Origin of the sequence: Celeribacter marinus, from assembly GCF_965656515.1 — a bacterium.
In the GTDB taxonomy this organism is placed as follows: Bacteria; Pseudomonadota; Alphaproteobacteria; order Rhodobacterales; family Rhodobacteraceae; genus Celeribacter; species Celeribacter marinus_D.
In genome coordinates this window covers 22,346-35,518 of the sequence record NZ_CBFHKW010000003.1, presented here as the reverse complement: position 1 = coordinate 35,518, position 13,173 = coordinate 22,346, and the positions used below count along the sequence as shown (strand labels likewise).

The 13,173-nt window shown below is 56.0% G+C and carries 13 protein-coding genes; 5 read left to right on the top strand and 8 right to left on the bottom strand.

Annotated features, from left to right (window positions below; all coding sequences use genetic code 11):
• The 4 genes from ACTG34_RS01325 (at position 1) to ACTG34_RS01310 (ending at position 5,264) form a co-directional block, all read left to right on the top strand.
• On the top strand, positions 1 to 912 hold the full coding sequence (locus tag ACTG34_RS01325) for a hypothetical protein (RefSeq protein WP_439103251.1): 912 nt from the start codon (positions 1 to 3) through the stop codon (positions 910 to 912).
• A gap of 70 nt (positions 913 to 982) precedes the next feature.
• Positions 983 to 1,825, top strand: coding sequence for a helix-turn-helix domain-containing protein (locus ACTG34_RS01320; RefSeq protein ID WP_439103250.1), 843 nt, complete (start codon positions 983 to 985; stop codon positions 1,823 to 1,825).
• Between the two features lie 69 nt (positions 1,826 to 1,894).
• Positions 1,895 to 2,908, top strand: coding sequence for a deoxyribose-phosphate aldolase (gene deoC / locus ACTG34_RS01315; RefSeq protein ID WP_439103249.1), 1,014 nt, complete (start codon positions 1,895 to 1,897; stop codon positions 2,906 to 2,908).
• A 22-nt stretch (positions 2,909 to 2,930) separates the two neighbouring features.
• Complete coding sequence (locus ACTG34_RS01310) at positions 2,931 to 5,264, top strand: aldehyde dehydrogenase family protein (RefSeq protein WP_439103248.1); 2,334 nt, start codon at positions 2,931 to 2,933, stop codon at positions 5,262 to 5,264.
• 9 nt (positions 5,265 to 5,273) lie between these two features.
• Here ACTG34_RS01310 and ACTG34_RS01305 read toward each other — a convergent pair whose 3' ends face one another.
• From ACTG34_RS01305 to ACTG34_RS01270, 8 genes are all read right to left on the bottom strand, one after another.
• Complete coding sequence (locus tag ACTG34_RS01305; protein ID WP_439103247.1) at positions 5,274 to 5,606, bottom strand: hypothetical protein; 333 nt, start codon at positions 5,604 to 5,606, stop codon at positions 5,274 to 5,276.
• Between the two features lie 90 nt (positions 5,607 to 5,696).
• Positions 5,697 to 6,335 carry a DUF1523 family protein gene (locus ACTG34_RS01300; protein WP_439103246.1) on the bottom strand — a complete coding sequence of 213 codons (639 nt, stop codon included), beginning with the start codon at positions 6,333 to 6,335 and terminating at the stop codon, positions 5,697 to 5,699.
• A gap of 12 nt (positions 6,336 to 6,347) precedes the next feature.
• Positions 6,348 to 6,614, bottom strand: a complete 267-nt coding sequence (locus tag ACTG34_RS01295) for a hypothetical protein (protein ID WP_439103245.1) — start codon at positions 6,612 to 6,614, stop codon at positions 6,348 to 6,350.
• Positions 6,615 to 6,692: 78 nt separating this feature from the next.
• A complete protein-coding gene (locus tag ACTG34_RS01290) occupies positions 6,693 to 7,922 on the bottom strand; it encodes a PLP-dependent aminotransferase family protein (RefSeq protein WP_439103244.1) in 1,230 nt (409 codons plus the stop codon).
• 129 nt (positions 7,923 to 8,051) lie between these two features.
• Positions 8,052 to 8,861 (bottom strand): trypsin-like serine peptidase, encoded by an 810-nt coding sequence (locus tag ACTG34_RS01285; protein ID WP_439103243.1) that lies wholly within the window; start codon positions 8,859 to 8,861, stop codon positions 8,052 to 8,054.
• A 55-nt stretch (positions 8,862 to 8,916) separates the two neighbouring features.
• Positions 8,917 to 10,218 carry a glycolate oxidase subunit GlcF gene (glcF, locus tag ACTG34_RS01280; protein ID WP_439103242.1) on the bottom strand — a complete coding sequence of 434 codons (1,302 nt, stop codon included), beginning with the start codon at positions 10,216 to 10,218 and terminating at the stop codon, positions 8,917 to 8,919.
• A complete protein-coding gene (locus ACTG34_RS01275; protein ID WP_439103241.1) occupies positions 10,218 to 11,357 on the bottom strand; it encodes an FAD-binding protein in 1,140 nt (379 codons plus the stop codon). The genes glcF and ACTG34_RS01275 overlap by 1 nt, the downstream gene beginning before the upstream one ends.
• Entirely contained in the window at positions 11,354 to 12,790 is a 1,437-nt protein-coding gene (locus tag ACTG34_RS01270; RefSeq protein ID WP_439103240.1) for an FAD-linked oxidase C-terminal domain-containing protein, read from the bottom strand. Before ACTG34_RS01270 ends, ACTG34_RS01275 begins: the two co-directional genes overlap by 4 nt.
• A 99-nt stretch (positions 12,791 to 12,889) precedes the next feature.
• Between ACTG34_RS01270 and ACTG34_RS01265 the strand changes: the two genes are divergently transcribed.
• Positions 12,890 to 13,173, top strand: a 284-nt coding sequence (locus ACTG34_RS01265) for a DUF599 family protein (protein ID WP_439103239.1), incomplete at its 3' end; no start/stop codon positions are given.

Below are 13,173 nucleotides of genomic sequence, written 5' to 3'. Positions count from 1 at the left end.
ATGAAAGCCCATCTGCACATCGGCGTACATTTCACAAAAACGCAACGTTTGGCACAGGCCGTGCGCATCAATCAGCGCGTTTACAAGCGCCAAAACGTGGTTGTGCCGGACGTTAACGAATATCGCGCTCAAATTGACGCTGTGCTGCGCCGATTGGATGGACAGGTCGTCCCCCTCGAAGAAAGTCGCGCTCTGCTGACTCGCTTGGCGAGCGACGAAAGCACCACCGGCCTTGTCATGGTCGATGAGAAATGGTGTGGGCCATTAGAGAGCGCCTTTGAAGAGCACATGCTATATGCGGGCTTGGCCGATCAAGTGCGCAGAATTTCAAATGTGTTTAGCGCTGCGGACCTTCGCGTTTCCATGTCGATCATAAACCCCGCCACCCTGATTGGAAGCGTCCTAGACAACGGTCACGCAGCAGGCCACGCAAACTGGTTTGCCAACAACATTCCCGCGCCCGACGTGTCATGGATGCCGTGTATAGACCGCATTCAAGAGGCCGCCCCACATGTTCCTCTGACCATCTGGACCGAGGAGGACGCGCCCCTTATTTGGGAGCGAATTTTGCGCCATCTTGGCGATTTAAACGATGACGTGGCCGTGCGTGGCTCCCTCACAGCCGTCCGTGACATGCTCTCCAAAGAAGGCGGCGAACGTCTGACCGCCTATGCCAAAAAGTTCACGCCAGCGTCTCAAGCCGCGCTGGAGCGCGTGTCGCTCGCCTTTCTCGACAAATACGAAGAGGTTGACACGGTCGGTCCAGTAGGTGGCATTCCGGGATGGACGCACGACGACCTTGCCGAAATTACGGCTGGCTATGACGATGATATCGCCGCGCTGTCAAAGCGGTCAGGCGTCACAGTATTGCAGCCTGTTCATGTAGCGGATCCGCTTGGTCCAGATCAATAAAAGACATAACGAAATCAGATTTTTAAATCTAAATGATAGTTTAGGATGCAAAATATGTTAATCACGCTGTATGACTGACATGAACCTTCGTCACGCAGAAATCTTAGAACTGGGGGCTGCATGCCACATCTCCCGCGTGATGCTAGGCCGGGCGCGCCCCAAAACGCTGCACACCCAAGATTACTATGAAATCTGTTGGCTCGTGAATGGAAAAGCGCGCCTGCACTTGAATGCACAGAAATGCACGTTGATCGAGGGTGATTTGACGTTCATCCCACCCGATACGCCCCATGGGCTGCAAGGGGTCGGTGATGACTGCCATCTGGTCAATGTCATCATCCCCGCAACTGAAATCGACGCCCTCCTCGCACGCTATTCCCAAGCGGGCCAGTTTTTTGCGGCACCAAGCGCGGTGCCTGTTCGTATTCATCGTGGCATCCGTGCTCTCTCTCGCTTATCGACAGCGGCACTATCCCTTGAGGCTGCACCACGAACCACATTGCACCTTGATGCATTTTTATTGCCTCTTATCGCTGACCTATTGAACGAAACACAGGAGGCTGCGGACGACCTTCCCGCGTGGCTTCAATCCGCACTAATAGCTACAGATGATTTTGAGGTTTTGCGCAACGGTGCTGCGGGGCTTGTTGCTGTGACAGGAAAATCTCATGCCCATGTGTCGCGTTCCATGCAAAAGCACTTTGGCATGACACCCTCCGACTATATGAACGCGCGCCGCATGCATCATGCTTCACGTCTTTTGACGGGCACGCCCGATACGTTAGCAGACATCGCGCAGACCCTTGGCATTTCGAATATGAGCCACTTTCACCGCCTGTTTCTGGCGCAGTTTTCTGTGACGCCACGTCGATACCGCGAGAAAAACCAAAAAGGTGTCGTGCAACCCGTTTGACCAAGAGGTCAAATTCTTGCCTTTGCCACAAAGACCTGTCAGATTTAACGCGGAAAGAAGGATCACCCGATGACCGCCACACAGACCTCTCCCTCCCTCAACGAGGCGCAGCCCACGACTGCGCATCTGCCCCAGATCCATGAACCGCGCAACGCGGGGATGGATCTGGATCTGGATTGGGTGCGCGCCGTTCAGGCCAATACATCCGCCATTGAGCGAAGATGCGCCACGTTGCCTGGGCGCCGGAGCGTCAAGAAAGACCATCAGGCGGCATGGCTTTTAAAAGCAATCACCATGATCGACCTAACAACGCTATCGGGTGACGACACCGCAGGCCGCGTAAAGCGGCTATGCGCCAAGGCCGCGCATCCTGTACGCGCGGACATCATGGAAGCCTTGGGCATGACGCCCATTACAACAGGCGCGATCTGTGTGTACCACGATATGGTCGAAACTGCCGTTGAGGCGCTGAGCGGGACGGGCATTCCGGTAGCCGCAGTCTCAACGGGCTTTCCAGCGGGGTTATCGCCGCTCCACCTACGGGTCAAAGAAATCGAAGAAAGTGTAAAAGCAGGGGCGAAAGAGATCGACATCGTGATCTCGCGCCGCCACGTGCTTACTGGCAACTGGCAAGCCCTATACGATGAAATGCGCGCCTTTCGCGCCGCGTGCGGCGAAGCCCACGTCAAAGCGATTTTGGCTACGGGGGAACTTGGCTCGCTGCGCAATGTTGCCCGCGCCTCTTACGTCTGCATGATGGCAGGCGCAGATTTCATCAAGACGTCGACAGGCAAAGAAAGCGTGAACGCCACTCTCCCCGTCTCGCTCACCATGATCCGCACCATCCGCGACTATCACGAGCGCACGGGTTTTCGCGTTGGCTACAAACCCGCAGGCGGCATTTCCAAAGCCAAGGACGCACTCGTCTACCTGTCCTTGATCAAAGAAGAATTGGGCAATCACTGGCTCTCGCCCCACCTGTTCCGCTTTGGCGCGTCCTCGCTTTTGGGCGATATCGAACGTCAACTTGAGCACCACGTGACAGGCAACTATTCCGCCGCTTGGCGTCACCCAATCGGGTAAGCCCGCCAGAAGGATAAACGAAATGACCGTTAAAGATATTTTCGAGACAATGGACTATGGTGCAGCTCCTGAAAGTGCAGGCGAAGCGCTTGCTTGGCTAGAGGCGCGCGGCGAGATCGCGGGCAACTATGTGGACGGCACATGGGGGCCATTGCGCGCCGATATTGACGTGATGAACCCCGCTACGGGCGAGCGCCTTGCGGGTCTGACCAAATCCACCCCCGACGAGGTTGCCACCGCCGTGGCCGCCGCACGCAAGGCCCAATCCAAATGGGCGAAACTGGGCGGGCATAAACGCGCCAAATTTCTCTATGCCATCGCACGGCTTGTTCAAAAACATGCGCGCCTGTTGTCGGTCATGGAGACACTGGATAACGGCAAACCGATCCGCGAGGCCCGCGATGTCGATATCCCGTTGGTTGCGCGACATTTCTACTATCACGCGGGCATTGCCCAACTGATGGACGACGAAATGCACGACCGCGAGGCGCTTGGCGTGTGTGGTCAGATCATCCCGTGGAATTTTCCGCTGTTGATGCTTGCATGGAAAATCGCCCCCGCGATTGCGGCGGGCAACACCGTTGTGCTCAAACCCGCTGAATTTACATCGCTCACCGCGATGGTCTTTGCCGAGATCTGCACCGAAGCGGGCCTGCCAAAGGGCGTGGTCAACATCATTACGGGCGATGGCGATACGGGGGCGGCCTTGGTCGCCTCTGACGTGGACAAAATCGCGTTTACCGGATCAACAGGTGTCGGGCGGGAAATCCGTGCCGCCACTGCCGGAACGGGAAAATCGCTGACGTTGGAATTGGGCGGGAAATCCCCCTACATCGTATTCGAAGACGCCGACATGGACAGCGCCATCGAGGGCTTGGTCGACGCGATCTTTTTCAACCAAGGACAGGTGTGCTGCGCCGGATCGCGCCTTTTGGTGCAAGAGGGCATCGCAGACGAATTCCACCGCCGCCTGATCGAACGCATGGCAAAGCTGCGCATCGGTAACCCGCTTGATAAGTGCATCGATGTGGGGGCTATCGTCGATCCGGTACAGCTTGACCGCATCAAAACTCTAATGGCAGCGGGCGGCGCGGAAGGCACGGTGCATCAACCCTGCCCTGCCCCTGAGGGCTGTTACTACCCACCCACATTGGTCACGGGATTGCACGGCTCATCCATGCTGATGCAGGAAGAAATATTCGGGCCGGTTTTGGTATCCACCACCTTCCGCACCCCCGCCGAGGCCGTGCAGGTCGCCAATGACACGCGCTACGGCTTGGCCGCGTCCGTATGGTCCGAGAACATCAATCTCGCGCTCGACATTGCGCCCAAACTGGTTGCAGGTGTGGTCTGGATCAACGGCGCGAACATGTTCGACGCAGCCGCCGGATTTGGCGGCGTACGCGAAAGCGGATTTGGCCGTGAGGGCGGATGGGAAGGCATGTTGGCCTATACCAAACCCACGGGAAAAGCCGTGACGATCAAACCCGCGATCAAGCACCTAAAGCCCGACGCCGTGGCCGTGCTCGACCTTGACCGTACCTCCAAACTCTACATCGGCGGCAAGCAATCTCGCCCCGATAGCGGCTACTCCGAAGCGGTATTCTCACCCAAAGGCAAGTTACTTGGCCACGCCTCATTGGCGAGCCGCAAGGATGTGCGTAACGCCGTTGAGGCCGCACACGCCGCCAAGGGGTGGAGCAAAGCCACCGCTCACCTGCGCGCGCAAATCCTATATTACATCGGTGAAAACCTATCTGCCCGCAGTGATGAATTCGCCGCGCGGATTGCGGCCCTTACGGGGACGCCAAACGGCAAAGCACAGGCGGAGGTCGAGGGCGCCATTTCGACGCTGTTCACCTATGCGGCGTGGTGCGATAAATACGACAGTGCGGCCAAACCCGTACCGATGCGCGGCGTGGCCCTCGCCATGAAAGACCCCGTGGGGGTGATCGGCGCGTTTTGTGATGATCGCCCGCTTGGCGGCCTGATCGACGTGATGGCCCCCGCCATTGCTATGGGCAACCGCGTGGTGGCCGTGGCGTCCGAGGCCTATCCCCTTGCCGCGACGGATTTCTATCAGGTGCTCGACACCTCAGATGTCCCCGCAGGTGTGGTGAATATCCTTACGGGCAGCCATTCCGAATTGGCCAAGCCAATGGCGGGGCATATGGATGTAGACGCTGTTTGGTCGTTCTCATCTGCCGGTCTGTCAGCCACGATCGAGAGCGAAAGCGCGGGCAATCTTAAACGCACATGGGTGAACAACGGCCAAAGCCGCAGCTACCCCGCGCGTGACTGGCTTGCGCACTCCACCGAGATCAAAACCATCTGGGTGCCGTACGGCGAGGGCTGACCCAGACGATCAGCGGTAGATCACAGCACAAATGTATTTGTCGTAGACCCATCCCGATGGGCCCGCGTAGCTGTCGTCTTGTAGCCCGTCGCGTACGATCACCTCGCGCCACCGCGACCCGTCAGCGGGGTTCATCGTCTCTAGAAACGTGTCGGGCGGCAAGCGCATGATCATGTCGCATTTCGACGACCCGCATTCACGCAAGGCGAGAAAATTATCCCCATCGGGATTGAGATTACAGGTCACAAACGTTTCCCCCGAATAGGGGATCGCAGGGGCCGCAATGAGTGCGCCCACAATGACAAGTGCCGTAACGGACAGGGTGTGAATTGAATGGGTCATCAAATGCTCCTTTTTCGCGTGCGCTTTAGCTTAACACATGCGGTCAAAGGCGGCTTTGATCTGAACCCTTCTAGGGGGTGGTCAGGCGGATCAGCGTTTTTTGGTGAACCACCCTTTTAAGCCGCGCGCCGTGTTGCGCGTGCGCACGCTGGCCTCATCCCATGCCTCATCCACATCCTCGACAAGCGGGTCAATCGTGCGTTCGCGAAACTGTAACCACATCCGGCGAATGAGCAAAAGCACGGCGGCAAAGAAGGTCAGGAACACGATGTTAAACCACGGCGTAATACGGGCATCGGGGCCCTCGACCGCTTTGAACGCAATTGCGTTTGGAAAGATCGACAGGATTTCGTTGCGCCACCCGTAATGCGTCACCGAATACCATTCGGGGGCCGCCTTGGTCGAGATCGCGTCATTGGCTTCGGTATAGAGGTTCGCCGTGTCGAATTTGAAATAGGGCGGCCATCCCCATCCCGTGTCCTCATTGCGGTACACCATGGTGTCGCCATTGGGATAAACGGCTTGGATAAACTGGACATCGCGGGCTTGGGTGGTGGTGGAGCCATTGTCGGGCGCTTGCCAGAACATCGTCGTCCACCCCGTCAGATCCTGACGTTCCTCATAAGTGTTTACGATCCGCACAATGTCATGCTGTGGTAAAACGTAATGAAAGAAGCCACCTACAAAGAGCACCAAAAGAGTAACAAAAGTCCATTTAACGTAGCGCATTGGCGGCAAGCCTCACATAAAGTTCGTAATAAAGAAGATCGCACAAAACGCGATTAATGGCAGGATGTAAACCAAGAGCAAAAGTTTTGGCCGAAAGGAGGTTTTATAATCCTCTAGTCCAGCCTCGACATAGGCATCGCGATCGCCGATTTCACCCTCTTCGGCCCATTCATCCTCCAACCGCTCTCGCGTCAGCGAACGATTGTAGATTGTGAGCAACAGGTACAACACGGTTAGTCCCACAAACCCAAACAAGAACAAACGAAAGAAACCAAGCATGTCACATACCCCTTAACGACCTCTCGCGCATTCTACGCCGCATGTGCAAAAAGTGCGAGGCCAATACCGACGACAGCACTATGCGCGTTGAGAAACCTCTCCCATCGCTGTGCAAATCACCGCACCAAGGCGCGCAATGCCCTCAATGATCTTAGCCTCTGACGACATTGAGAAATTGAGGCGTAGGGTATTGGCATTGGAGCCGTCCGCGTAAAACGCGCCCCCCGGGACAAACGCGACATTTGCCGCCAATGCGTCTTGCAACACGGCCTTGGCATCCATCCCGTTTGGCAACGTCACCCATACAAACATCCCGCCCTCAGGCTCGATCCATGTCACGCCCGTAGGCATATGGGCGGACAATGCGTCCAACATCGCGTGCATGCGCTTGCCGTACACCGCGCGCAAGGTCTTTACATGCGTGTCAAATACGGCTTCGGCAACATCTGCCACCGCCATTTGGTTGATCGTCGCGGTTTGCAGGTCTGCCGCCTGTTTGGTCAAAACAAGCTGTGAGATAACGGGCTTTGCCGCGACAACCCAACCGACCCGCAACCCGGGCGCCAGCGTCTTGGAAAACGAACCCAAATAAATTGTGCGGCACGCTTCGATATCGCCCGTTTGTTCAATTTCCATGGCCAATATGGCGGGCAGAGCCTCACCATCGTAACGCAATGACTGATAGGCAGCATCTTCGATCACGGCGCAATCCAAAGCGTCTGCACGGGCTAAAACGGTACGGCGCTCTTGTTGTGTAAGTGTGATCCCTGTCGGATTGGCAAAGTCTGGTGACAGATAGGCGAATTTTACGCGCCCACCCGCTTCAGCCGCCGCAAGCGCGATTTGTTCGGGCGCGCGATTATCGGATGGATCAAGACGGTCATAGCGTGGCTCATACGCATTGAATGCGCCCAGCGCTCCGAGGTATGTGGGCCACCCGACCAAAGCGGTGTCCCCCTTATCAATCAGGAGTTTCCCCAGATAATCGAGCGCCTGCTGCGAGCCCGCGGTGATCAAGATGTTGTCGCGCGAGCATGGCACCCCAAGGGTCGCCATATGCGCCACAATCCAATCGCGCAGGGGCGTGTAGCCCTCAGATGTCGAATATTGCAGGGCAACTCCCGCCGACTGCTCCGAGAGTGCTGCCGTCATCGCATCCGCAAAGGCCGCGCGCGGAAAATATGCAGGGTCGGGGATGCCTCCGGCAAAAGAAATGATGTCAGGCTGATCGAGCAGCTTGAGTAATTCGCGGATTTCGGACGCGGACATACGAGACGTCCGATTGGCGAATAGATGATCTAACGACATAACGCACCTCCCTGTTTGGGGAGATATGTCGCGCAGTTCAACATTTAAGTCAATATAGCTGACATAAAAATCAAAGGCACAGTAGTAGCGTCATGAGGAGTAAAGTTCGGGGGCGAAATGTGATATGCTCTAATCTAGCGTACCGACCACATATGTCGTGTCCGTCAAACCATCCAAACTGTCGGAAGGAATGTCGGCCTCAACCTTTTTAAAGAACCGTTTGTCACTCTGTGCCAGTGCCATCAAACGATCCAACTGTCCCTCAAGCTCGGTGCCCACCGACACTTTGCGCCCCTGAAACTGCGCCTTAGCCGAGACCACTGATACGATCTTTGGACGGCCTTGGGTCATTGAAAAGATCGGCGCCCCTGAGGAGCCAAAATCAACATCGCATGATGTTACGAGAACGCCGCCCTGTTTAGCCAGAACACTACATGTTTCTTGCAGAGATGCGGCTTGGGATCGGTAGCGCGCATAAGAGACCACACCAACCTGCTGCCCATTGAGGGCAGACGAAGCAATTTCAAACGGAATGACAGTTCCGTCACGCACAGGGCGGTCTAATTCGATAAGTGCGATATCGCGGGTCAAACGACCCTTTTTATTGGCCGCATTGATCGAAAATTCTGGATGGACGATGGCGCGGCGCACATTGCGGTAGGCTTGCGCATGGCCATTCCGAAACCCTGCACGAAACGTCATCACCGATGGGTCATGTCGTTGCTGGGTCTTGATATCAAATAGGCAATGCGCCGCCGTTAGCACCAAAGACGGCGTAATCAGTGCGCCGGTGCAAAAACTCTCACCCGCAAAATCAAGACGCCCAACGGCTTCCCATCCCCGACTGTCGTCGACAGTCTTGAATCTCTTTAGCTGGCTATCCGCATGTGCCTGGCCGGCAAGCAAAGCCAAGGCAAGGATTGTCAGAAATCTCAACATTCGGTCGTCCCCATGTCCTACTTGGACTTAGCTCTACTGAGCCATCTTGGCGCGATTATGTCAGATCCGAGAACATTTTGGGCGGTTTTGGTCCACCTGTTGCCCAATCCAGTAGCTCAACAGTATGCACAACAGGCACATTCATGCCCCCACCCAACTGCATCATGCAGCCGATATTGCCGGTCGCCACAACATCTGGGGTCTTCTCCGAAAGCGTATTTATTTTCCGTTCCTTCAGATTTTGCGAAATTTCGGGCTGCAAAAGGTTGTAGGTGCCCGCAGATCCGCAACAAAGATGCGAATCACGAGGCTCGGTGACGGCGAATCCTGCTTGTTTGAGAAGGTCTTTTGGATAGGTCTTGATCTGTTGTCCGTGCTGGAGCGAACAGGCTGCATGATATGCAACCTTCATGTCCTTAGGCGTGTCACAATGCGCGGCAAGATCAAGGGTCATCAAAACCTCTGATACGTCCTTTGCGAGTCCTGCAACCGTCGCCGCATCGGCTGCGAGCGGATCGTTGCGAAACATATGGCCATAGTCCTTAACAGTGGTGCCGCAGCCCGAGGCGTTGATCACCACAGCGTCCAAACCTTCGCCGTGGACTTCTGTCATCCATGCGGTGATGTTTTTGGCAGCCGAGGCATGCGACATGCTTTCTTTGCCCATGTGGTGGGTCAGCGCGCCACAGCATCCCGCCCCCTTGGCGACGACGACATCGCAGCCCAACCGCGTCAAAAGCCTGATCGTTGCATCATTGATATCGGTATCAAGCGCCTTTTGCGCACAGCCTGTCATGAGCGCCACCCGCTTTTTGCGCTCTCCCAAAGCGGGAAATACCTGCGCATCGTCATTTCGAGACACGGGTGGGATGACTTTCGGGGCCATTGCAAGCATAGCCTTCAAGCGCGGGTCGGGGATAAAATGGCGAAACGGTTTGCCAATTTTGGCGCCCAAAAGAGCGATGCGGAACCGCGAAGGATAGGGGATAATCCGTGCCAAGGTCCAACGCAACAAGCGGTCCATGAATGGACGTTTGTAGGTCTTTTCGACATGTACCCGCGCATGATCAATCAGGTGCATGTAATGCACTCCGGACGGACAGGTGGTCATACATGCCAGACACGACAGGCATCGATCGAGATGTTTCACCGTCTTTTCATCGGCCGGACGATCATTTTCCAACATATCCTTGATGAGGTAGATCCGCCCGCGCGGACTGTCTAGCTCGTCGCCCAAAACCGCGTAGGTCGGACATGTGGCGGTGCAAAATCCACAATGCACGCAAGACCGCAAGATTTCATTGGCCCGCTCGATCGCTGGATCGGTCAGTTGCTCTGGCGTAAAGTTGGTTTGCATCAGCGCATCATCCCGCGATTGAATTTTTGATCTGGATCGAACTTTTGGCGCAACCCGTCAGATAGCTTGGCGACGATCGTATGTTCGGGATGGAAGACACCAATAGCCCGCTTGGTCTCATCACTTGCCCGCACAAGTGTCGCGTGGCCCGCACCGATGTGAGAACGTGGGTTGGTTCCCTCTTGGGTCAGCATCCAAACACGTCCGCCGCCCCAGTCATAGATTGCGTCCAATGGCTGGACTGCCTCGACCAATGCAGGCGCATCGGACGGCTTCACCGCGACCCGCCAGACATCACCCGAAACCGAATGAAAGCGCGCCACGTCTTTTATATTGCCCCAAATGTCGCGGTTCGCGGTCTCATCCCATTCGACGACATTATCACCAAACTCCGCCAGCGCGACTTGCAGCGCGCTCATCCGATACGCGACCGAGCTTTCGAAACCCTCAAGACGGACAAGCGTACGCGCAGGCGTCCCGTCTTGCGCGCCCCTTAGATGTGCCGCTCCCGTAACATCGAACGGCGTCCCAAGCGCCTTCGACAGGGCAGCTACAGCCTGAGGGTCGGTAAGACCCGCGATGACCAGTGTCGCACTCACCTGTGGGATTGGCTGTACCTTTAGGCTCACGTCTGTGATCAGGCCAAGCGCGCCATGACTGCCCGCCATCAGCTTGACCAGGTCAAGCCCTGTGACGTTCTTCATCACGCGCCCGCCATTTTTAATGATGCGACCACGGCCGTCTATGATCCCGACGCCAAGGCAAAAATCACGGCACGCGCCAACACCCACGCGGCGCGGACCAGAAAGATTGCCCGCAATAACCCCGCCAATTGTCGGCACGCCGGTGCGGCCCAAAAGTGCGCCAAACGCAGGCGGCTCGAACGCGAGACGTTGCTTTTCTTGCCGAAGTATCTCATCAACCTGCGCTAGGGAAACACCCGCAGCGACCGTAAGCGTAAGCGCCGCCGGATCATAATCCCACGCCTCGCTGTGCGCCGGCAGCGCCGCGCCCTGTGCCAAGCCCAACATACTGGTTGAACCACCACGCGGAACAAACGGCCCGCCGTCGCAAATGGTCTGCGCCGTTTCTGTTTGCCACGCAGCGAAGTTTGGATTGCGCCTTGCTAAAATACTCATGCGCCTGTCCTGCGATCGTGTGACACCGAGAGCGGAAAGACCTTGGCCGGGTTCAAAATCCATGCGGGATCGAACACGTCCTTTACGTCCATTTGCGCCGCGAGATCAGCGGGGGCGAATTGGTGTGTCATAATATCACGTTTTTCAACACCCACCCCGTGCTCACCGGTCAAACACCCGCCCACATCCACACATAGTTTGAGAATTTCCGCGCCAAGCGCTTCGGCACTTTCCAGTTGCCCCGCTTCGTTCGCATTAAACACGATCAGCGGATGCATATTACCATCTCCCGCGTGAAAGACGTTTCCAACAAGATGCCCGTACTCGTCAGATAATTCCGCGATGCGCCGTAAAACAGTCGGCAATTCACCCACGGGAATTGTACCATCAAGACAAAGGTAATCGCCCATCTGCCCCATCGCACCAAATGCGGATTTACGCCCAAGCCAAATGCGCGCCGCCTCCTCCGCACTTTGACTTTCGCGGATTTCAACGGGGTTGTGGCGCTTGGCAATTTCGATAATGCGCGCCAGCTGATCGGTCATTTCCTGATTCGATCCCTCGACCTCAATGATCAACAATGCTTCACAATCAGGGTAGCCCGCTTTTGCAAAGGCCTCGGTCGCAACAATAATAGGGCGATCCATAAACTCGATGGCGACGGGGTTGAGGCCCGCGCGAATGATATCAGCCACACACGCGCCCGCCACTTCGTTGCTGTCAAATCCCATCAAGACAGGGCGCGCTCCTTCGGGTTTAGGCAAAATGCGTAACGTAGCCTCGGTCACAACACCAAGTTGCCCCTCAGACCCACAAATCAAGCCGAGGAGATCAAACCCCGCCGGATCGCTATATGCGCCGCCGATCTCAACAATCTCGCCGTCAGCCAAAACCATTGTGACGCCCAACAAATTGTTTGTTGTCACGCCATATTTCAAGCAATGCGCACCGCCAGAGTTCATTGCAATATTACCGGCAATGGCACAGGCCAACTGGCTGGACGGGTCGGGCGCGTAAAAGAATCCCTCACCTTCAACTGCGCCTGTGACGCTTAGGTTGGTCATACCAGTTTGAACACGAATGAACCTGTTGGAATAGTCGATTTCCATGACCTCGCGCAGTCGCGCCACGCCTAAAATCACTGCGTCCGCCGTTGGCAGCGACCCTCCCGCCAAAGACGTACCCGCCCCACGCGGCACCACAGGCACTCCCATGTCATGGCAAATCCGCATGATGTCAGACACTTCTTGCGTGGTGCGCGGCAAAACTGCGACCAAAGGCGCGCATTTATACGCCGTCAGCGCATCGCATTCATAGGCGAGGACTTCTTCGGGCGCGTCAATCACTGCGCTATCGGGCAATACGGCGCGAAGGCGTGCAACCAGTTCAGGCTTGCGTGCAAGCACGTCTGCATTGGGGATCGGCATATCCATGGATCGGCTCCACACGTGTTTAGGTCAATTGATTGGTAAGTTTTTATAACCAATTTTTTCCTATGGCAACATTTCATCCGTCACGTTAAATCAGAATACATGGAACTTATTGATCAACTTCAGTTTTTCTCGGCCCTTGATGCTGTCGCTGTCAGCTTTTTGTTGATCGCCTGGCTCGGTATTGGGCGCATAATAGAGAATCCACCCGTCAAACACCGCTCGACTTCGTATCTCATGGCGGACTACCGGCGCAAATGGATGATCCAGATGATCACGCGACAACCCCGTATCTTTGACGCCGCTATCCTTGACAGCCTTCGCCAAAGCACGGCCTTTTTCGGGTCGGCTTGCCTGATTGCGATTGGTGGCGGGTTGGCTACGCT